Source organism: Nocardioides sp. Soil777 (assembly GCF_001428425.1).
In the GTDB taxonomy this organism is placed as follows: Bacteria; Actinomycetota; Actinomycetes; order Propionibacteriales; family Nocardioidaceae; genus Nocardioides; species Nocardioides terrigena.
On the sequence record NZ_LMSN01000012.1, the window covers coordinates 518,728 to 538,453 of the forward strand.

The 19,726-nt window shown below is 72.2% G+C and carries 17 protein-coding genes; 12 read left to right on the forward strand and 5 right to left on the reverse strand.

Going from position 1 to position 19,726, the window contains the following annotated elements:
- Positions 1 to 20 precede the first annotated feature (20 nt).
- From ASG88_RS09990 to pcrA, 4 genes are read left to right on the forward strand one after another with little or no spacing between them, the layout of a single operon-like run.
- A complete protein-coding gene (locus tag ASG88_RS09990; protein ID WP_200956402.1) occupies positions 21 to 1,445 on the forward strand; it encodes an APC family permease in 1,425 nt (474 codons plus the stop codon).
- Positions 1,446 to 1,459: 14 nt separating this feature from the next.
- Complete coding sequence (locus ASG88_RS09995; protein WP_056887252.1) at positions 1,460 to 1,918, forward strand: universal stress protein; 459 nt, start codon at positions 1,460 to 1,462, stop codon at positions 1,916 to 1,918.
- A 16-nt stretch (positions 1,919 to 1,934) separates the two neighbouring features.
- A complete protein-coding gene (locus tag ASG88_RS10000) occupies positions 1,935 to 2,294 on the forward strand; it encodes a hypothetical protein (protein WP_056887253.1) in 360 nt (119 codons plus the stop codon).
- A gap of 45 nt (positions 2,295 to 2,339) precedes the next feature.
- Positions 2,340 to 4,754: a DNA helicase PcrA gene (pcrA, locus tag ASG88_RS10005; protein WP_056887254.1), complete on the forward strand. Its 2,415-nt coding sequence runs from the start codon at positions 2,340 to 2,342 to the stop codon at positions 4,752 to 4,754.
- A gap of 497 nt (positions 4,755 to 5,251) precedes the next feature.
- Here the strand turns inward: pcrA and ASG88_RS10010 are convergent, their stop codons facing one another.
- The gene (locus tag ASG88_RS10010) at positions 5,252 to 6,103 is read right to left on the reverse strand and encodes a M23 family metallopeptidase (protein WP_056887255.1); all 852 of its coding nucleotides are present in this window, start codon (positions 6,101 to 6,103) and stop codon (positions 5,252 to 5,254) included.
- 213 nt (positions 6,104 to 6,316) lie between these two features.
- On the opposite strand from ASG88_RS10010, the gene ASG88_RS10015 reads away from it, so the two are divergent.
- On the forward strand, positions 6,317 to 6,751 hold the full coding sequence (locus tag ASG88_RS10015; RefSeq protein WP_056887256.1) for a cobalamin B12-binding domain-containing protein: 435 nt from the start codon (positions 6,317 to 6,319) through the stop codon (positions 6,749 to 6,751).
- A gap of 6 nt (positions 6,752 to 6,757) precedes the next feature.
- On the opposite strand, the gene ASG88_RS10020 is transcribed toward ASG88_RS10015, so the two are convergent.
- Positions 6,758 to 8,110 carry a cryptochrome/photolyase family protein gene (locus ASG88_RS10020; protein WP_056887257.1) on the reverse strand — a complete coding sequence of 451 codons (1,353 nt, stop codon included), beginning with the start codon at positions 8,108 to 8,110 and terminating at the stop codon, positions 6,758 to 6,760.
- Positions 8,111 to 8,237: 127 nt separating this feature from the next.
- Between ASG88_RS10020 and sucC the strand changes: the two genes are divergently transcribed.
- Both sucC and sucD read left to right on the forward strand, forming a co-directional pair.
- Positions 8,238 to 9,404, forward strand: coding sequence for an ADP-forming succinate--CoA ligase subunit beta (gene sucC, locus ASG88_RS10025; RefSeq protein ID WP_056887258.1), 1,167 nt, complete (start codon positions 8,238 to 8,240; stop codon positions 9,402 to 9,404).
- Between the two features lie 18 nt (positions 9,405 to 9,422).
- Positions 9,423 to 10,304 (forward strand): succinate--CoA ligase subunit alpha, encoded by an 882-nt coding sequence (gene sucD / locus ASG88_RS10030; protein WP_056887259.1) that lies wholly within the window; start codon positions 9,423 to 9,425, stop codon positions 10,302 to 10,304.
- Positions 10,305 to 10,374: 70 nt separating this feature from the next.
- Here the strand turns inward: sucD and ASG88_RS10035 are convergent, their stop codons facing one another.
- Together ASG88_RS10035 and ASG88_RS10040 are read right to left on the reverse strand one after the other, a co-directional pair.
- A complete protein-coding gene (locus ASG88_RS10035) occupies positions 10,375 to 11,607 on the reverse strand; it encodes a hypothetical protein (RefSeq protein WP_056887260.1) in 1,233 nt (410 codons plus the stop codon).
- Between the two features lie 58 nt (positions 11,608 to 11,665).
- Entirely contained in the window at positions 11,666 to 13,555 is a 1,890-nt protein-coding gene (locus tag ASG88_RS10040) for a hypothetical protein (protein WP_056887261.1), read from the reverse strand.
- 113 nt (positions 13,556 to 13,668) lie between these two features.
- Between ASG88_RS10040 and ASG88_RS10045 the strand changes: the two genes are divergently transcribed.
- The 5 genes from ASG88_RS10045 (at position 13,669) to ASG88_RS10065 (ending at position 18,540) form a co-directional block, all read left to right on the forward strand.
- The gene (locus ASG88_RS10045; protein ID WP_056887262.1) at positions 13,669 to 14,934 is read left to right on the forward strand and encodes a DUF6350 family protein; all 1,266 of its coding nucleotides are present in this window, start codon (positions 13,669 to 13,671) and stop codon (positions 14,932 to 14,934) included.
- Complete coding sequence (gene purN, locus ASG88_RS10050) at positions 14,931 to 15,536, forward strand: phosphoribosylglycinamide formyltransferase (RefSeq protein WP_056887263.1); 606 nt, start codon at positions 14,931 to 14,933, stop codon at positions 15,534 to 15,536. The genes ASG88_RS10045 and purN overlap by 4 nt, the downstream gene beginning before the upstream one ends.
- A gap of 126 nt (positions 15,537 to 15,662) precedes the next feature.
- Positions 15,663 to 17,255, forward strand: a complete 1,593-nt coding sequence (purH, locus tag ASG88_RS10055) for a bifunctional phosphoribosylaminoimidazolecarboxamide formyltransferase/IMP cyclohydrolase (RefSeq protein WP_056887264.1) — start codon at positions 15,663 to 15,665, stop codon at positions 17,253 to 17,255.
- 35 nt (positions 17,256 to 17,290) lie between these two features.
- A complete protein-coding gene (locus tag ASG88_RS10060) occupies positions 17,291 to 18,139 on the forward strand; it encodes a bifunctional methylenetetrahydrofolate dehydrogenase/methenyltetrahydrofolate cyclohydrolase (RefSeq protein ID WP_056887265.1) in 849 nt (282 codons plus the stop codon).
- Complete coding sequence (locus ASG88_RS10065; RefSeq protein WP_056887266.1) at positions 18,136 to 18,540, forward strand: DUF3017 domain-containing protein; 405 nt, start codon at positions 18,136 to 18,138, stop codon at positions 18,538 to 18,540. The genes ASG88_RS10060 and ASG88_RS10065 overlap by 4 nt, the downstream gene beginning before the upstream one ends.
- A gap of 107 nt (positions 18,541 to 18,647) precedes the next feature.
- Here the strand turns inward: ASG88_RS10065 and ASG88_RS10070 are convergent, their stop codons facing one another.
- Positions 18,648 to 19,622 (reverse strand): malate dehydrogenase, encoded by a 975-nt coding sequence (locus ASG88_RS10070; RefSeq protein ID WP_056887267.1) that lies wholly within the window; start codon positions 19,620 to 19,622, stop codon positions 18,648 to 18,650.
- Positions 19,623 to 19,726 lie beyond the last annotated feature (104 nt).

A 19,726-nucleotide genomic window follows, 5' to 3' on the forward strand; every position in this document is an offset into this window, starting at 1 on the left:
TCGGGAAGTGAGGGCCACCCGTGGCCGACTCCACCGTCACCAGCAGCAACCGCATCGACGAGGACGACGACAGCGGCCTCAAGCGGTCCATCACCGGGGTGCAGCTGTTCTTCTACACGCTCGGGGACGTCCTCGGGTCGGGCATCTACGTCCTGATCGGACTGGTCGCCGCGGCGGTCGGTGGAGCGTTCTGGATCGCCTTCGCGGCCGGTGTCACGGTCGCGGCGATCACCGGTGCGGCGTACGCCGAGCTGGTCACCAAGTACCCGCAGGCCGCGGGCTCCTCGCTGTACGTCCAGAAGGCCTTCAACAACAAGGCGCTCACCTTCCTGGTGACCGTGTCCTTCCTGGCCGCGAGCTTCGCGGCGACGGGCTCGCTCGCCGCGGGCTTCGCGTCGTACTTCTCCGAGCTCCTCGACGGCGGCGGACCGCCGGCGCTGCTCGTCTCGCTCGTCTTCGTCGCCGCCCTGGTGCTCATCAACTACATCGGCATCACCGAGTCGGTGGTGATGAACATGCTGATGACGTTCGTCGAGCTGAGCGGGCTGATCATCGTCATGATCATCGGCGTCTGGTACGTCGCCGAGGGCAACGCCGACTTCGGCACGCTCACCGACATCAGCGTCTCCGGCAACCCGGCGCTGGCGGTCCTCGCGGGAGTGGCGCTCTCCTTCTTTGCCATGACCGGCTTCGAGAACACCGCCAACGTGGCGGAGGAGACCATCGACCCGTACAAGGCGTTCCCGCGCTCCCTCGTGGGCGGCATGATCGTCGCGGGCATCGTCTACGTGCTGGTCTCCATGGCCGCCGCCCTGACGGTGCCGACCGACCAGCTCGCCGGTTCTGACGTCGCGCTGCTCGAGGTGGTCAAGCAGGGGATCCTGCCCTTCTCCACGGACCTGATGACGACGATCTTCACCGTCATCGCGCTCGTCGCGATCACCAACACCACCCTGGTCACCCTCGTGACGCAGCCGCGCATCCTCTACGGCATGGCGCGCGAGGACGTGGTGCCGGGCGTGTTCGCCAAGATCCACCCGACCCGGCGCAGCCCCTGGGTGGGCCTGCTGTTCAGCGGGCTGGTGGTGGGCGGCCTGCTCATCACCGGCACCCTGGTCACGCAGGCGGGCGGCTCGCTCGACGTGGTCGAGCGGCTCGCGCTCGTCACCGTGGTCTTCCTGCTGGCGATCTACGCGCTCGTGATCGTGACCTGCCTCAAGCTGCGTGGACAGGACGAGGACGAGCGGGCGTTCCGCGCCAACACGCCGCTGCTCATCGTGGGGCTGATCGGCAACCTCGCCATCCTCTACTACGCGATCTACGACGACCCGACGTCGTTGTTCTGGTGCGCCGGCCTGCTCGCCGTCGGTGGCGTGCTGTACGTCGCCGAGAAGCTCTTCGGCAGCAAGGGCACCGCCGCCACCGCCCCGCCCCTCGACAAGTGACCTGGAGGTCTGACATGCACGTCATCGTCGCCACGGACGGATCGCGGCAGTCGCTCGCGGCCGCCAAGCACCTCAAGTCCTTCGCCGACCCGGACAAGGTCACCGACATCTCGGTGGTCGCGGTGATCCGCCCGCTCGCCTCGGTCGCGTTCGCCGATGACGTGTCCGACACCAAGGGCGCGTGGCCCGTCGGATCGTTCCGCGACGCCGCGGAGAGCGCGGTCGCCTCGATCGCGGCGGTCTTCGACGGCTGGGGCCCCAAGGTCCACAAGCGGATCCGCAGCGGGTCGGCGGCCAACGAGATCATCAAGGCGGCCAAGCAGTACGACGCCGGGCTGGTCGTGGTCGCCGCCGGTGGCCGCGGCCTGAGCGACAGCGTGCTGGTGGGCAGCACCGCCCAGCGGGTGCAGCACTACGCGCCGTGCCCGGTGCTCGTCGTACGCCCCCAGCCCCGCAAGGGACGCAAGGCCTGACCACTAGGCTGCGGCCATGGAGATCCTGCGCCTGGTCCTGCTGTTCCTGCACGTCCTCGGCTTCGCCGCGCTCCTCGGTGGACTCGTGGTCCAGGCGCGCGACACCGACAAGCGGGTCAACCCCGCGATGCGTGACGGGATCGGCACGGCCTTCCTCACCGGCCTGCTCCTCGTCGGTGTCCTCGAGGCCGGGGACACCGCCGTCGACCACACCAAGATCGCGGTGAAGTTCGCCGTCGCCCTGGTGCTCCTGGTGCTGGTGATGGCCAACGTGCGCAAGCCCAGCATCCCGCAGGGGCTGTGGGTCGGGCTGCTCCTGCTCACCGTGCTCAACATCGGGGTGGCCATCTTCTGGGCGCCCGCCCACGCCGCCTGATCGGGTCCGCGACTGTCCGTCCCGCGACGTAGGGTTGGGGACGAGATGAGCATCCCCTTCCCGCTGCCCGGCTTCGAGTCCGCCCCGCCCGTCGGGGAGGCCCGCAGCACCCGCAGCGGGCCCTCCCGCGAGGAGCTGCTCGAGGGTCTCAACGAGCCCCAGGCGGCCGCCGTCGTGCACGCCGGGGCGCCGCTCCTGGTGGTCGCCGGCGCGGGCTCGGGCAAGACCCGGGTGCTCACCCGCCGCATCGCGTGGCTCATCTCCGAGCGCAACGCCCACCCCGGGTCGATCCTGGCGATCACCTTCACCAACAAGGCCGCGGCCGAGATGAAGGAGCGCGTCGAGGAGCTCGTCGGCCGGCGTGCCCGGATCATGTGGGTCAGCACCTTCCACTCCGCCTGCGTGCGCATCCTGCGCAAGGAGATCGACCGGCTCGGCTTCAAGTCCAACTTCTCGATCTACGACTCCGCCGACTCCAAGCGCCTGATGACGCTGGTGCTCAAGGACCTCGAGCTCGACCCCAAGCGCCACCAGCCCGGCGCGGTGCTCCACTGGGTCAGCAACCACAAGAACGAGCTGCGCGACCCCGAGGACGCCACCAAGGACGCCCGCAACGGCTTCGAGGAGGCCTACGCCAAGGCCTACACGACCTACCAGCGGCGCCTGCGCGAGGCCAACGCCCTCGACTTCGACGACCTCATCATGCTGACCGTGCACCTGTTCCAGGCCTTCCCGGACATCCGGCAGAACTACCGCCGCCGGTTCCGGCACGTGCTCGTCGACGAGTACCAGGACACCAACCACGCGCAGTACGCCCTGATCCACCAGCTCTGCGGCCACGACCTCGAGCGCGGCGACGGCCCGGGCGACGAGCCCAGCGAGCTGATGGTCGTCGGTGACGCCGACCAGTCGATCTACGCGTTCCGCGGCGCCAACATCCGCAACATCATGGACTTCGAGCAGGACTTCCCCGACGCGACGTCGATCATGCTCGAGCAGAACTACCGCTCGACCCAGACCATCCTGACCGCCGCCAACTCGGTCATCTCCAACAACGCCTCCCGCAAGGACAAGCGCCTGTGGTCCGAGGCCGGCGACGGCGAGCGGATCGTCGGCTACGTCGCCGACGACGAGCACGACGAGGCCCGCTTCGTCAGCGAGGAGATCGACAAGCTCGTCGACGCGGGTCGCAAGCCCTCGGACGTGGCCGTCTTCTACCGCACCAACGCCCAGTCACGCGTCTTCGAGGAGGTGTTCATCCGCACCGGCCAGCCCTACAAGGTCGTCGGTGGGGTGCGCTTCTACGAGCGGCGCGAGGTGCGCGACGCACTGGCCTACCTGCGGATGCTGGTCAACACCGCCGACCAGATCTCCGTCCGGCGGGTGCTCAACACCCCCAAGCGCGGCATCGGCGAGCGGGCCGAGGCGTGCGTCCAGGCGCTGGCCGAGCGCGAGCGGATCACCTTCTGGGAGGCCCTCGTCCGCGCCGACCAGGCGCCCGGCCTGGCCACGCGCAGCCTCAAGAACATCCAGGGCTTCGTCGCGATGGTCCAGGAGCTCCAGTCGATGGTCGACGCGGGGGAGCGCCCCGACGTGGTGCTCGAGTCGGTGCTCGAGCGCTCGGGCTACCTCACCGAGCTCGAGGCCAGCGACGACCCCCAGGACGCCACCCGCGTGGAGAACCTCGCCGAGCTCGTCGCCGTGGCCCGCGAGTTCTCCGACGACCCGCAGCCCGGCCCGAGCGCCGACCCGGCGGAGGTCGAGGAGGGCGTCGTCAGTGTCGGGCTGGGTGACTTCCTCGAGCGGGTCGCCCTGGTCGCCGACGCCGACCAGATCCCCGACGCCCCCGACGGCGAGGACGTCGGCGTGGTCACCCTGATGACCCTGCACACCGCCAAGGGGCTGGAGTTCCCCGTCGTGTTCCTGTCCGGCCTCGAGGACGGCGTCTTCCCGCACCAGCGGTCCCTGGGCGACCAGACCGAGCTGGAGGAGGAACGCCGCCTCGCCTACGTCGGCGTCACCCGGGCCCGCGAGCGGCTCTACGTCTCCCGCGCGATGGTGCGCTCCGCCTGGGGCGCCCCGTCGCACAACCCGGCCAGCCGCTTCCTCGACGAGCTGCCCGTCGACCTCGTCGACTGGCGTCGCACCGCCGAGGCGCAGACCCGCTGGGGCCGCCCCGACCTGGCCGCCAACTCCGCCGCGCGGCTGGGCGCACCCACCGCGGCCGGTCGCCGCAACTTCTCCTCGGCCGCCGCCCGCGCCGACGCGATGTCCAAGGCCAAGCCGGCCCGCGAGATCCCGTCGCTGGAGCCCGGCGACCGGGTGCTGCACGACTCGTTCGGGCTGGGCACGGTCGTGACGCTCGAGGGAGCGGGCGACAAGGCGGTCGCCTCGATCGACTTCGGGTCCGAGGGCGTCAAGCGGCTGCTGCTGCGCTACGCGCCGGTGGAGAAGCTCTAGCTGTAGCGGGGTGACCCGGGGCTCGCGATCGGGCGCCCGCCCGGCGCCGGCCGGCCGGGCGGCGCCGGTCGAGAGACTGGCGGCGTGCGACATGCGTCCCGGCGCCTGTCGCGAGACTGGCGGCGTACGACGTGCTGGCCGGCGATGGTGGTGTCGCCTCCCGCCAGTTGGTGGAGGGGGTGGCGGGCTGCTCGGCGCTGCTTGCAGAACTGGCGGCGTACGACATGTCTATCGGCGCCGGAGTTGTCGCCTCCCGCCAGCTGCTGGACGGGCTGTGTGGGGGGACGCAGTGATCGCCAGGGGACGCCGGTTCCGCCTGAGCGCCACGGCTCGGTGCCCCGCGGTGACGGGGAAATGGCGGCTGGCGACGTACTGCCTCGGCTCCGGCTGTGCAGCTGGCGGCGTACAACGTGCTGCTGGCGCGGGAGGCGTCGGCGCCCGCCAGTTGTGGCGTCCGGACGAACCCGAGACATCGCCCGGGCGCGGGTCAGATCAGGTCAGGGCGTCACACCGTGCTCGAGGAGCGCGGTGAAGGGGTCGACCGGGTCGCCGCCGCCGGGACGGACCTCGAGGTGGAGGTGCGGGCCGGTGGAGTTGCCGGTGGAGCCGACGGTGCCGATGACCTCGCCACCGCGGACGGTGTCGCCGACGCTGACGTCGATCGAGGTCTGGTGGCAGAACCACAGCTCGGTGCCGTCCTCGAGGGTGAGGACGGTCTTGTTGCCGTAGGAGCCGTCGTAGCCGGTCTCGGTGATCACGCCGTTGGCGATGGCGCGGATCGCGGTGCCGGACGGGGCCGACATGTCGAGCCCGGTGTGGACGCTGGACCACAGGTAGCTGGAGGCGCCGAAGGTCGCGGAGATCCGGTAGCTCTCCAGCGGGAGGACCCACTGGTTCTCCCGGATCTTGGCGGACTGCTTCTCGGCGGCCTGGGCGAACTGCTCGAGCGCGGCGTGCTGCTCCTTGGCCTGCGCCTCGGCGGCCTCGATGAGCTCCTGGTTGGCCGCGTCGGCCTGGGCGTCGCGGCGGGAGTCACGCGACACGACGGCGTCGCGGGTGGTGGTCGTCGGAGCGACCTGGGCGATGCCCATGGTGCCGGCGGCGGCGATCGAGGTGCTGCCCGAGGTGACCTGACCGGCGAGGTCGGCGTCCGAGGCGGTGACGGCTCCGCCGGCCGAGATGGCGAGGGCGGTGACGCCGAGGAGGATCGGCGCCGAGGGGAGGGAGCGGAGGAGGGGACTGCGTCGAGCGGGGGCGGTGGCCCTGCGCTTGCCCACGACGGGGACGGCGACGACGGGTGCTGCCGAGGTGCTGCGGCGGGGGCCGCGATGCGCTCGGTGGTTGCCCATAGAACGTCCTCAATCTGCCGTGGTGGGGGATGGGTGTCGGCCGCCGTTGGGCGAACCGACCCCAGACTGTAACGGAAAGGTCACGACCGCCGAAATCAGCGGACCCGTCGATTGTGGACGAGCCCCTCGGCCTGCGCAGCGGTTCACGATAGATGGCCCGATCGGGCTCCCCACGTGTGGGGTGGGTCACGTCGCGGGGTTAGCCTCCTGTCCATGAGTACGCCGCCCCCGTCCCGTCGCCTCCGTATCGTCGTCGGCAAGCCCGGGCTCGACGGCCACGACCGCGGCGCCAAGATCGTCGCCCGTGCCCTGCGCGACGCCGGCCACGAGGTCATCTACACCGGGCTGCACCAGACCCCGGAGCAGATCGTCGAGACGGCCATCCAGGAGGACGCCGACCTGATCGGCCTCTCCGTGCTCTCCGGCGCCCACATGACCCTCTTCACCAAGCTCGGCCAGCTCCTGCGCGAGCGCGACGCCGACGACATCGTCGTCTTCGGCGGCGGGATCATCCCCGAGGAGGACATCCCCCTGCTCCGCGAGGCCGGGGTGGCCAAGGTGTTCACCCCGGGCGCTCCGACCACCGACATCACCGGCTGGGTCGCCGAGTACTTCTCCGACGCCGAGCAGGACCCCGCACCGGCCTGATCCGGCTCAGCGGCCCCGCACCGCGTCGTACCGCTCGAGCGCCTCGGTGCGCTCCTCGGCGTGGTCGACGATCCGCAGGGGGTAGTCCTTCTCGTAGCCGACGTCGGACTTCCACGGCTCGTGCGCGAGCTTGCCGGGCAGGTGATCGAGCTCGGGGACCCACCGGCGCACGTAGTCGCCGTCGGGGTCGAACTTGGTGCCCTGGGTGACCGGGTTGAAGACGCGGAAGTACGGCGACGCGTCGGTGCCGGTGCCCGCGACCCACTGCCAGCCGTGGTTGTTGGAGGCGACGTCGCCGTCGATGAGCTGGTCGAGGAAGTGGCGGGCGCCGGCCGGCCACCACACGTGCAGGTCCTTGGTGAGGAAGCTCGCGGTGATCATCCGCACCCGGTTGTGCATCCAGCCCTCGTGCAGCAGCTGGCGCATCCCGGCGTCGACGATCGGGTAGCCGGTGGTCCCGGTGCGCCAGGCCTCGATCGCGTCCTCCGGCTCGTCGTACCGCATGCCCTGCAGGGCGGGCTTGAGGTCGGCCCACGCCGAGTCGGGGTGGTGCCAGAGCACGTCGGCGTAGAACTCGCGCCAGGCGATCTCGGTCTCGAAGGTGTGGGCGCCCTGGCCGCGGACGTCGCCGAGGTCGGCGAGCAACGAGCGCGGGTGCACGACGCCGAGGTGGAGGTAGGGGGACAGGCGGGAGGTGCCGTCCACGGCCGGCTTGTCGCGGTCGGTCGCGTAGTCGGTCACCAGCTCGTCGCGGAAGTGCCGCCACCGCCGCCAGGCCGCGTCCTCGCCCGGCGTCGGCATGCCCGCCGGACCCGAGCCGGTGGCCTGCTCGAGCAGCGTGGTGGCCCGGTCGTCGGAGTCGAGCCCGACCAGGTCGGGGTCGCGCGGGGTCGGCGCCGGCTCGACCCAGCCGTGGGCCCGCCAGGCCTTCGCGAACGGCGTGAACACCTGGTAGGGCCCGCCGGAGCCGTTGAGGACGCGCCCCGGCCCCACGGCGTACGGCGAGCCGGTCGCGGTGAGGGGCACGTCGCCCAGCGCGTCGTCGACGGCCGCGTCGCGTCGCCGCCCGTACGGCGTGGTCTCGGCCGAGACGTGCACGGCCGAGGCCTCGACCTCGCGGGCGACGTCCGGGACGACCCGGACCGGGTCGCCGTACCGCACGACCAGTCGTCCGCCGAGGCGCTCGTCGAGCGCCGCCAGCGTGCCGGAGAGCCAGGCCCTTCGGGCGTCCCCGGCGCCCTTCCACAGGCGGGGGTCGACGACGAAGAGGGCGACGGCGGGGCCGTCGGCGAGCGCCGCCCGGAGGGCCGGCTGGTCGCGGACCCGGAGGTCGCGTCGGAACCACATCACCGCAGACATGTCGTCCAACGTATCGGCGGCGTGAGCAGGGCCACCACGCCCGACCTCGATGTGACCCGCCCGACAGGTCTAGGGTGCCGAGAGGAAATCCTGGACGAATACGCAGACGAGAAGGAACGGGTACGTCGTGGACTTGATGGAGTACCAGGCGAAGGAGCTCTTCGCCAAGCACGGAGTGGCCGGCGCGCTCGGCAAGACCGTCGAGACCCCCGAGGACGCTCGCGCGGCCGCGGAGGAGATCGGTGGCGTCGTCGTCGTCAAGGCCCAGGTCAAGGCCGGGGGTCGCGGCAAGGCCGGCGGCGTCAAGGTCGCCAAGTCGCCGGAGGAGGCCGAGGAGGCCGCCCGCGCGATCCTCGCCCTCGAGATCAAGGGGCTCCCGGTCAACCGGGTGCTCGTGGTCCCCGGGGCCTCGATCGAGGAGGAGTACTACTTCTCCTTCCTGCTGGACCGCTCCAACCGGTCCTACCTGTGCATCGCGAGCGTCGAGGGCGGTGTGGAGATCGAGGAGGTCGCCAAGACCAACCCCGACGCCGTCAAGAAGATCGCCATCGACGCCGGCACCGGCGTGGACGAGGCCAAGGCCCGCGAGATCGCGACGGAGGCGGCGTTCCCCGAGCCCGTCTTCGAGCAGGCCGTGACGATGATCCAGCAGCTGTGGACCGTCTTCGTCGAGGAGGACGCCACGCTCGTGGAGGTCAACCCCCTCGCCCGCCTCACCGGTGACAAGCTCGAGGCCCTCGACGGCAAGGTCTCGCTCGACGAGAACGCCGAGTTCCGCCACGAGGACCACAAGGCCTTCGAGATCCGCGAGGAGGCCGACCCGCTCGAGGCGAAGGCCAAGGACAAGGGCCTCAACTACGTCAAGCTCGACGGCGAGGTCGGCATCATCGGCAACGGCGCGGGCCTGGTCATGTCCACCCTCGACGTGGTCGCCTACGCCGGCGAGGCGCACGGTGGGGTCAAGCCCGCCAACTTCCTCGACATCGGTGGCGGCGCCAACGCCCAGGTGATGGCCGACGGCCTCGACGTGATCATCCACGACGCGCAGGTCAAGAGCGTGTTCGTGAACGTCTTCGGCGGCATCACCGCGTGCGACGAGGTCGCCAACGGCATCAAGGGCGCCCTCGAGATCCTCGGCGACGAGGCCACCAAGCCGCTCGTCGTCCGCCTCGACGGCAACAACGTCGAGGAGGGTCGCCGCATCCTCAACGAGCTCAACCACCCGCTGGTCACCCAGGTCGACACCATGGACGGCGCGGCCGACAAGGCCGCCGAGCTCGCCCACCAGGCCTGAGGGACGGAGAAAGAGAACATGTCGATCTACCTCAACAAGGACAGCAAGATCATCGTCCAGGGCATGACCGGTGGGATGGGCTCCAAGCACACCACCCTCATGCTCGACGCCGGCAGCACCATCGTGGGCGGCGTCAACGCCCGCAAGGCCGGCACCACCGTCGAGCTGGGCGGCCAGGAGCTGCCCGTCTTCGGCAACGTCAAGGAGGCGATGGCCGAGACCGGCGCCGACGTCAGCGTGGTCTTCGTGCCGCCGGCGTTCACCAAGGACGCCTGCATCGAGGCCATCGACGCGGGCATCGGCCTGCTCGTGGTCATCACCGAGGGCGTGCCGGTGCAGGACACCGCCGAGGTGTGGTCCTACCTGCAGGGCAAGTCCACCCGGATGATCGGTCCCAACTGCCCGGGCATCATCACGCCCGGTGAGTCGCTGGCCGGCATCACGCCGCACACCATCGCGGGCAAGGGCCCGGTCGGCCTCGTGTCCAAGTCGGGCACGCTGACCTACCAGATGATGTTCGAGCTCAAGGACTTCGGCTTCTCGACCGCCATCGGCATCGGTGGCGACCCGATCGTGGGCACCACCCACATCGACGCCCTCGAGGCCTTCGAGAACGACCCGGAGACCAAGGCGATCGTGATGATCGGCGAGATCGGTGGCGACGCCGAGGAGCGGGCCGCGGCCTACATCAAGGACCACGTGACCAAGCCGGTCGTCGGCTACGTCGCGGGCTTCACCGCCCCCGAGGGCAAGACGATGGGCCACGCCGGCGCGATCGTGTCCGGCTCGTCCGGCACCGCGCAGGCCAAGAAGGAGGCCCTCGAGGCCGCGGGCGTGAAGGTCGGCAAGACGCCGTCCGAGACCGCCGAGCTCATGCGGGAGATCCTCGGCTCCCTCTGATCCACCCAGCATCCTCGTACGGCCCGGCAGGGACACCTGCCGGGCCGTACGACGTCCGGGGGAGCGCCGCTCAGCAGCCGGTGGCGGTGAAGGCGCACATCGCCGGCGCGATCCGGCGCGTGAGGGCCGTCCGCTCGCGCACCGTCCGGTCGGCACCGGCGAGCGTGCCCTCGCCGTACACATGGGTCATCAGCAGCGCGCTGCCCACCCGGGTGAGCTGGAAGACCGACGCCCCGAGCCCGTTGTCCCACGTGAGGCTGAAGGTCACCGAGTCGTGGCCCGTGTTGGCTGCGTGGAGCGTCCACACCTGGTCGGCCGGGGCGTCGGTGCACCCCTCGACGACCCCACGGACCTGGCGCACCACGGTCGAGGCGACGTCGGCGTCGGCCAGCACGACGAGGTCCCGGGCGTCGACGTGCTCGGGCCCGTGGGCGTTGACGGCCAGCCGCGCCTCCGACGCGCCGGCCGGCCAGACGGTCGACCCACACACCTCGACCTCGCCGACCCCGTCGGCCTCGGGGGAGGGTGGGACGACGTCGAAGTCCCCGCCGTCCTCCGGGAGGTCGAGGCCGAGGGGAAAGTCCGCAGGGACGGCCGAGGCGGCTGTCGAGGACGGGGTCGAGGTCAACGCCTCGCCGAAGGCCCGCATCGCCTCCAGCACGGGGGCCAGCGCCTGGCGCCCCTGGGTGATGCCGTCGTCGAGGATCGGCCCGGGACTCCACTCCGCGTACGACGACGTGACGAGCAGGGCGGTGCCCACGGGGACCACCTCGATGATCTCGGCGCCGACGCCCACCCGCCCCCCGGTCTCGTAGGTGTGGACCACGGTGGCGGCGCCCGGGCCGGCGTCGGACGCCCGCACCTCGGTGAGCGTCTCGCTGTCCGGGCCGGACTCCTCGACCGGGCACCCGTGCGCGGCGTCGAGCACCTGTGCCGCCACGGCGGACGCGCGCTGCGGGTCGGCGAAGACCATCAGGTCGCGGGTGGAGGAGTACTCGGGGCCGCTGGACGCGGCGGTGGCCCGGTCCGCGACCTCCAGCCCGCGCAGCGGCCGGGTGCCGCAGAAGTCGAGCATCCGCATCCCCACCCCCCTCGAGCCGGCGACGACGATGTCCTCGCCCGACTCGTTGGGCGGCATCCCCTCGGTGAGCGGGAAGTCACCGGGCACCGCGATCGCCGGGTCCGCGGGGGCCGACACCGGAGCCCGGGAGGCTTCCGACTCGGCGACGGGCACGGTCGGTGGCGAGCCGCACCCTCCCGCGGCGAGCACCAGCAGCAGCAGTGCGGCAGCGTTCCTGGACATGGCTCCCCCTTCGACGAACGTGTCGAGGGGAGACGCGGGCGGACGCCGCGAAGTTGTCTCAGCGGGCGCTGGGCAGGTCGCTGAGGCGGTCGAGGGCGCGGTCGGCGACGGCGGTGAAGTCGGCCTGGGTCATCGTCATGCCCTGGTCGGGCGTGAAGCCGAGCTGGGAGACGGCCTTGCCGTCGCGCATGATCGCCATCAGGAACTCGACCGAGCGGGAGTCGGAGATCTCGATGTCGAGGTCCCAGACGGTGATGTCCTGCTGCCCGCGCGAGCGCTGCACCATCGGCTGGACGGTGGTGCCGAGGTTGGCCTGCCCGCAGCGGCGGATGCGGTCGCGCACCTCCTCGACGAACTGCCGCGCCCGCTTCTCGGGCATCGTCGCGACGGTCTGGGTGAGGCCGAAGGTGTCGACCTGCGTGTTGGCCGGGAAGAGGAAGGTCCGCGTCAGGTTGTGCTCGAGGCCCTTGGCGTCGAAGGTCGTGTTGTCGCAGCGGGTGGAGGCGAAGTTGGTGCGTGCCCGCTCCGGGTCGGTGCCGACCCACGGCCCGCGCGCGTTGGTGACGGGTGGGAGGTCGACGGCCGCCAGCATGCCGGCGGGACGGCCCACGGGGTATGGCGAGACGCGGACGGCCCGCGGGGGGCCGGCGCACGTGGCGGCGCCGGGGCTGCCGCAGAGGGCGTTGACGGAGGCGGCGAGACCGGTGGCGGCGGTGCGGGCGTCGGGCGCGGGGCCCTGCGAGCGGACGACCGTCGTGACCAGGGCCTGGCCGGTGCGGGCGAGGGCGACGCTGATGCCGCCGGGCTGCTTGGCCCAGCTGCGCAGCGAGAGCACCACGGCGTCGTCGCCGACGCGGGCGACACGGTGCGTGGCGAGCAGCTGGGTGCGGGGGTCCTGGCACTCGGTGTACCAGCGCAGGGCCGTCGTGTACGCGGCCGCGGCCCGGTCCTCGTCGGCCGACAGCTCGACGAACTCGGTGACCGTCGACCGGACCTGCTCCACCCGGCGCTCCTGGGTGCGGTTGCCGCCCCGGTTGTTCCTCGTCGTCCGGGCCACCCGCTCGGACCCGTCGAAGTTGCGCACCAGGGCGCCGACCCCGGCCGGGTCGGCGAAGCGCTCGAGCTGGCAGGGGACGACCAGCCCGTCACCGCCGAGGTTGGCGTTGGTGGACCGCTCGGTCCACGAGAGCCGACGGTCGTAGCGCCCGAGCTGGTCGTCGGTGAGCAGCGTGGACTCGTCGAGGGCGAGGACCTCGTCGGCCTCCTCCACGGCGCTCGTGGTGACGCCCGAGGTGGTCGGCTCGCGCTCCAGGGTGCTCGGCTCGGCGCCCCCGGAGGCGACGACGGTCCCCGAGACCAGCAGGGCGGCCACCGCGACGCCGCTCCCGACCACGGTGTGGGTACGACGCCGCGCGGTGCCCTGGCGCCGCACGATGGAGGCGCGGGGCCAGCGCTCGCTCGCCAGCGGGGCGCGCAGGTCCTCGAGGAGGCGGCGTACGTGCGTGCTGGGCACCTCGCGCGCGATCGAGAACTGCGACGTACCGCTCTGCAGGGCACGCTCGGCCTCGCGGCGGGGGACCCCGATCGTCCGGGCGATCTCGTCGAGGGGGAGGGGCGACAGGCTGGTGAGGACGAGGGCCTTGCGCTCGACGGTGCTCAGCCCCGAGAGCGCCTCGAGGGTGGCCCTGACCTCGTCGTCGAGGCCCTTCTCCCGGTGCCAGGGGCGGGCGGTGTGCCGCCGCTGCGCGCGACCGTGCGCGAGCGGGCGGACCCAGGACTCCCGGTCCTCGAGCCGGCCGACCTTGCGCCAGTGCTGCCAGGCGACCGCGAACGCGTCCCGCACGGCGGCGCGCGCGGCCGGGACGTCGCCGGTCAGCGCGTAGGTCTCCAGCAGGAGACGGTCGCGCGAGCCGGCGTAGAAGTCGTCGAACGCGTCAGGGCTCCTCATGGCCCGTCCACGGTACGTGAGGGGCGGGGGAGAAGCACACCGGACGGGGCATCGCGGCCCCTCGGCGTGGCCTCCGCGGACGTCGTACGACGGCGGGTGATGATGGCGGGGCCATGACCTCCCTGCTCCCTCCCCGCGCCGCGGGACCGCGCGCCTCCGACCGCCCCTCGGCCGACGGCCGCAGCGACCGGCAGCGACCCCTCGCCCTCGTCGCCTCGCTCGGAGGCGTGGCGGCCGCCCTGGCACCGCTGCTCGTGCTGGCGGCGGTCGGGGTGATCGGCTGGTTCACCGCCGACGCCGGCGCCCACGGCACCCCCAGCGACGGGATGCGGATCGGCGCCCTGGCGTGGCTGATGGGCCACGGGTCGGGCGTGACCGTGCAGGGCGCGGACGTCGGCATCGTGCCCCTCGGCGTCACCGCGATGTCCGCCTGGGCCATGTGGCGGCTCGGCCACCGTGTCGGCGACGCGGTGTCCGGCCACGGCCCGGACGCCGACCGGATCGCCGACGGCGAGCGGGACTTCACCGTCCCGGTGGCGGTCGCCCTCTTCTTCGTCGGGTACGCCGTCGTGGCCGTCGTCGTCGCCTCCGTCGCCGCCTCGGTCGACACCGAGCCCTCCACCGCCCGGGTGGTCTGGTGGAGCCTGCTGATGACCCTCGCGGTCGCGGCCCCCGCGATCGCGATCGGCTCCGGGCGGGCCGCGATCTGGGCCGCCCTGGCCCCCGCCGTCGTCCGTGACGGGGTGGGCGCCGCGCTGTCCGTGCTCGGCTGGTTCCTCGCCGCCTCCGCGCTGGCGTTCGTGGCCGCGCTGCTCGCCGGGGCCGGCGATGCGGCCACGACGATGTCCCAGCTGCACCTCTCGGCCGGCGACGCGGTCGTCTACTCCCTCGTCAACGCGGGCCTCGCGCCCAACGCCGTCCTCTTCTCGGGCTCCTTCCTGCTCGGCCCCGGCTTTGCGGTGGGCGGCGGCACGATGGTCTCCCCGGGCCTCGTCGTCCTCGGACCGCTGCCCCTGCTGCCGCTGCTCGCGGCCCTCCCCGGCGCCGGCGCCACCGCCGGCTGGGTGGCCTCCCTCGTCGCGGCCCCGCCCGTCGTCGCGGCCCTCGCCACGGCGTGGTGGCAGCGCCGCCGTCCGACGCTGCGCTGGGACCACGGGGCGTTGCGCGGGTGCGGCGGCGGCATCGTGGCGGGCGTCGCCTTCGCCGCGCTGGCCTCGGTGGCCGGCGGGGTCGCGGGACCGGGCCGCATGCAGCACGTGGGTCCCTTCGTCCCGGACGTGCTCGTGCACGCCATCACCGCCTTCGGTGTCGGCGGTCTCGTCGGCGGTCTGGTCATGACGTGGTGGCAGCGCCGCCACGCCCTAGAATCCGCCGGGTGACCGCTCGCCTCGTCGTCCTCGTCTCCGGCTCCGGCACCAACCTCCAGGCCCTGCTCGACGCCTGCACCGACCCGTCGTACGGCGCGCGGGTGGTGGCCGTGGGTGCCGACCGCGACGACATCGAGGGGCTCGCGCGCGCCGACCGGGCGGGCGTGCCGACCTTCGTGAAGAAGCTCGGCCACTTCACCTCCCGCGACCACTGGGACCGCGCGCTCGCCGACACGGTGGCGGCCTTCGAGCCCGACGTCGTGGTGCTGGCGGGCTTCATGAAGCTCGTGGGTGACGAGTTCCTCGCCCGCTTCCCCGGCCGGGTCGTCAACACCCACCCGGCGTTGTGCCCCGCGTTCCCGGGCACCACCGGCCCAGCGGACGCGCTGGCCTACGGCGTCAAGGTCACCGGCGCGACCCTCTTCGTGGTCGACGGCGGCGTCGACACCGGGCCGATCATCGCCCAGACGGTGGTGCCGGTCCTCGACGACGACACCAGCAGCACCCTTCACGAGCGGATCAAGGTCGCCGAGCGGACGATGCTGGTGGACACCGTCGGGATCATGGCGCGCGACGGCTGGGAGCTCGACGGACGCCGGGTGCGACTCGGCTGACGAGGCCGGGTTCCACTACTCTGGCCCCACACGACTGGCGCAGGTGGGCGACCACCGGGGAGTGAACCGCGCAGAGCATCGACCGCCTGGGTGCTCGCCTCCACCGCTCGACCTCAGGAGTCTCCCGTGTCCGACCCCGCTCTCGTCCACGACCAGGTCCCCGTCCGCCGTGCGCTCGTCTCGGTCTACGACAAGACGGGCCTCGAGGCGCTGGTCCGCGGCCTGCACGACGCCGGTGTCGAGCTCGTCTCCACCGGCGGCTCGGCCGCCCTGATCGCCGACCTCGGCCTGCCCGTCACCCGGGTCGAGGACCTCACCGGCTTCCCCGAGTGCCTCGACGGACGGGTCAAGACGCTGCACCCGCGCGTGCACGCGGGCATCCTGGCCGACCGCCGCCTCGAGTCCCACGTGCGGCAGCTCGCCGAGCTGGAGGTCGAGCCGTTCGACCTCGTCGTCTCCAACCTCTACCCCTTCACCCAGACCGTCACGTCGGGTGCCTCGCCCGACGAGTGCGTCGAGCAGATCGACATCGGCGGCCCGTCGATGGTCCGGGCCGCGGCCAAGAACCACCCCAGCGTCGCCATCGTCACCTCGCCCGACCGGTACGACGACGTCCTCCGCGCCGTCGCGGCCGGCGGATTCACGCTGGCCGAGCGCCGCGCCCTGGCCGCCGAGGCCTTCGTCCACACCGCGACGTACGACGTGCACGTGGCCAGCTGGATGGGCAACGTGCTGACCGACACCTCCGAGGGATCCGGCTTCCCGGCGTGGATGGGCGCGACGTGGACCAAGCAGGCCGTGCTGCGCTACGGCGAGAACCCGCACCAGCGGGCGGCCGTCTACGCCAGCGGCTTCGTGCCCGAGCCGGGCCTGGCCCAGGCCGAGCAGCTGCACGGCAAGGAGATGTCCTACAACAACTACGTCGACGCCGACGCGGCCCGCCGCGCGGCGTACGACTTCGCCGACCCGGCCGTCGCGATCATCAAGCACGCCAACCCGTGCGGCATCGCGATCGGCGCGGACGTCGCGGACGCGCACCGCAAGGCCCACGAGTGCGACCCGGTGTCGGCCTTCGGCGGCGTCATCGCCACCAACGTGCCGGTCAGCGTCGAGATGGCCCGGCAGGTGGCCGAGGTCTTCACCGAGGTCATCGTGGCCCCCGGCTACGAGGACGGCGCGGTGGAGGTGCTGGCCGCGAAGAAGAACATCCGGATCCTGGTGTGCGCGCCCGCCACCACCGGTGGCGTCGAGACCCGGCCGATCTCGGGCGGCCTGCTGATCCAGGCCACCGACGCCGTCGACGCCCGCCTCGACCAGGGCGGCGACGACCCGGCCTCGTGGACGCTCGCCGCCGGCGAGGCGCTGACCGACGCCGAGCTCGCCGACCTGGCCTTCGCCTGGCGGGCCTGCCGGTCGGTCAAGTCCAACGCGATCCTGCTCGCCCGCGACGGTGCCTCCGTGGGCGTCGGCATGGGCCAGGTCAACCGCGTCGACTCCTGCCGCCTCGCCGTCGAGCGGGCCGGCGAGCGCGCGGCCGGCTCGTACGCCGCCTCGGACGCGTTCTTCCCCTTCGCCGACGGCGCGCAGGTCCTCCTCGACGCGGGCGTGCGTGCCATCGTCCAGCCGGGCGGGTCGGTGCGCGACGAGGAGGTCGTGGAGGCCGTCCGCGCGGCGGGCGTGACCATGTACTTCACCGGCACCCGGCACTTCTTCCACTGACCGACGACGCGCCAGCGACTGATGGGACCCACGACGTGACTGCACAGACCCTCGACGGCAAGGCGACCCTCGCCACGATCATGGCCGAGCTGGCCGAGCGGGTGACCGCGCTCCGCGAGCGCGGCGTCACCCCCGGCCTGGCCACCGTGATGGTGGGAGACGACCCGGGCAACCAGTGGTACGTCGGCGCCAAGCACAAGGACTGCGCCAAGATCGGCATCGCGTCCTTCCGCCACGACCTGCCCGCCACCGCGACGCAGGAGGAGGTCGAGGAGCTGATCGACGGCCTCAACGCCGACCCGGCCGTGACCGGCTTCATCGTCCAGCAGCCCACCGGTCTCGACGAGTTCCGCCTCCTGTCGCGCGTCGACCCCACCAAGGACGTCGACGGCCTGCACCCCTACAACCTCGGCAAGCTGGTGCTGGGCGAGGACGGGCCGCTGCCCTGCACGCCGGTCGGCTGCCTGGAGCTGCTGCGCCGCCACGGCGTGGAGATCAACGGTGCCGAGGTCGTGGTGGTCGGCCGCGGGCTCACCGTCGGGCGTCCGCTCGGCCTGCTCCTCACCCGCCGCTCGGAGAACGCCACCGCCACCCTCTGCCACACCGGCACGCGCGACCTGGCCGCGCACGTGCGCAACGCCGACATCGTCGTCGCCGCGGCCGGTGTGCCCGGGATCATCACCGGGGACATGGTCAAGCCCGGCGCCGCGGTGCTCGACGTGGGCGTCTCCCGCGTCGACGGCACGATCGCCGGCGACGTGGCCGACGACGTGTGGGAGACCGCCGGCTGGGTGTCGCCCAACCCCGGCGGCGTGGGCCCGATGACCCGCGCGATGCTGCTGTCCAACATCGTCACCATGGCCGAGAAGTCCGTCGGGGCATGACCGAGCCCGCCGACGACCAGCGCGAGCCCTACATCGCGCCGCCCGAGAGCGTGCCTCCGGTGTCGGCCGAGGAGCTGGTCGACGGCGTCCAGCCCGACCCCGACCTCGACCTCGAGGAGGAGCGTCGCTATCCCTCGACGATCGGGGGTGCGTTCTACCTGCTCGTGCTCGCGACCTGCATCGTCGGGGTCGGCGTGGTGGTCACGGGGGAGTGGCGCACCGGGATCCGCGTCTTCGGCGGGGCGCTGCTCCTCGGCAGCCTGGTGCGCCTGCTGCTGCCCAACCGCGACGCCGGCATGCTCGCCGTACGCTTCAAGGCCTTCGACGTCCTGATGCTCGCCGGGCTCGGCGCGGCGCTGATCTTCCTGGCCGGGTCGATCCCCGACCAGCCCGGGGTCTGAACCGGGCCGGTCGGGGCTGCGGGGTTTCGACACGGCGGTCGTGACCTCGTTCCTCGGTCACGCGCCTCGCTCAACCACCATCATCCAGTCCGCTGACGGGGCCTGGATCAGATGAGCCCGAGCTCCTTGACCTGGTCGCGCTCGCTCTCGAGGCGCGCGACCGAGGCGGCGATGCGTTCCTTGGAGAAGTCGTTGAGGTCGATGCCCTGGACGATCGACCACTCGCCGTTGCTCACGGTGCACGGGAACGAGGAGACGATGCCCTCGGTGACGCCGTAGGAGCCGTCGGACGGGACCGACATCGAGACCCACTCGGTGGTGCCGTTGAGCCAGTCGTGCATGTGGTCGATCGTGGCGTTGGCGGCCGAGGCGGCCGAGGAGGCGCCGCGGGCCTTGATGATCGCGCCACCGCGGGTGGCGACGGTCGGGATGTACTCGCCGGTGATCCAGGCCTCGTCGACCTGCTCGGCGGCCGAGCGGCCACCGACCGTCGTGTTGAAGAGGTCGGGGTACATCGAGTCGTCGTGGTTGCCCCAGATGGCGAGGTTCTGGATCTCCGTCACGGAGACCCGGAGCTTCTTGGCCAGCTGCGTCTTCGCCCGGTTGTGGTCGAGGCGGGTCAGCGCGTTGAAGCGCTCGCGCGGGATGTCGGGGGCGTTGCTCATCGCGATGAGCGCGTTGGTGTTGGCCGGGTTGCCGGTGACGAGGATCTTGACGTCGTCGGCGGCGTTGTCGTTGAGCGCCTTGCCCTGGCCGGTGAAGATCTTGCCGTTGGCCGCGAGCAGGTCGGCGCGGTCCATCCCCTCCTTGCGGGGCATGGCGCCCACGAGCATGGCGGCGTTGGCGCCGTCGAAGATGGCGGCCGGGTCGGCACCGATCTCGACGCCGGCGAGCAGCGGGAAGGCGCAGTCGTCGAGCTCCATCACGACGCCCTCGAGGGCGGGCAGAGCGGGCTCGATCTCGAGCAGGCGCAGCTCGACCGGGCGGTCGCCCAGCGCTCCGGCAGCGAGGCGGAAGAGCAGGCTGTAGCCGATCTGGCCGGCGGCGCCGGTGACGGCGACCTTGAGAGGTGTGGTGCTCACGACGACTCCTGAAGTTGTGCGATGACGGGGTTACCGCGCCCGACGCTAGCAGCGCAGCCGCCCCCCACGGCCAGAGGGTTGACCCGCGGTCGGGCATGCTGGCG

Bases quoted from the DNA above. Each gene is read 5' to 3' on its own strand.
- ASG88_RS09995 (WP_056887252.1), top strand. From the start codon at position 1,460: ATGCACGTCATCGTCGCCACGGACGGATCGCGGCAGTCGCTCGCGGCC.
- ASG88_RS10000 (WP_056887253.1), top strand. From the start codon at position 1,935: ATGGAGATCCTGCGCCTGGTCCTGCTGTTCCTGCACGTCCTCGGCTTC.
- pcrA (WP_056887254.1), top strand. From the start codon at position 2,340: ATGAGCATCCCCTTCCCGCTGCCCGGCTTCGAGTCCGCCCCGCCCGTC.
- ASG88_RS10010 (WP_056887255.1), bottom strand. From the start codon at position 6,103: ATGGGCAACCACCGAGCGCATCGCGGCCCCCGCCGCAGCACCTCGGCA.
- ASG88_RS10015 (WP_056887256.1), top strand. From the start codon at position 6,317: ATGAGTACGCCGCCCCCGTCCCGTCGCCTCCGTATCGTCGTCGGCAAG.
- ASG88_RS10020 (WP_056887257.1), bottom strand. From the start codon at position 8,110: ATGTCTGCGGTGATGTGGTTCCGACGCGACCTCCGGGTCCGCGACCAG.
- sucD (WP_056887259.1), top strand. From the start codon at position 9,423: ATGTCGATCTACCTCAACAAGGACAGCAAGATCATCGTCCAGGGCATG.
- ASG88_RS10035 (WP_056887260.1), bottom strand. From the start codon at position 11,607: ATGTCCAGGAACGCTGCCGCACTGCTGCTGCTGGTGCTCGCCGCGGGA.
- ASG88_RS10040 (WP_056887261.1), bottom strand. From the start codon at position 13,555: ATGAGGAGCCCTGACGCGTTCGACGACTTCTACGCCGGCTCGCGCGAC.
- ASG88_RS10045 (WP_056887262.1), top strand. From the start codon at position 13,669: ATGACCTCCCTGCTCCCTCCCCGCGCCGCGGGACCGCGCGCCTCCGAC.
- ASG88_RS10065 (WP_056887266.1), top strand. From the start codon at position 18,136: ATGACCGAGCCCGCCGACGACCAGCGCGAGCCCTACATCGCGCCGCCC.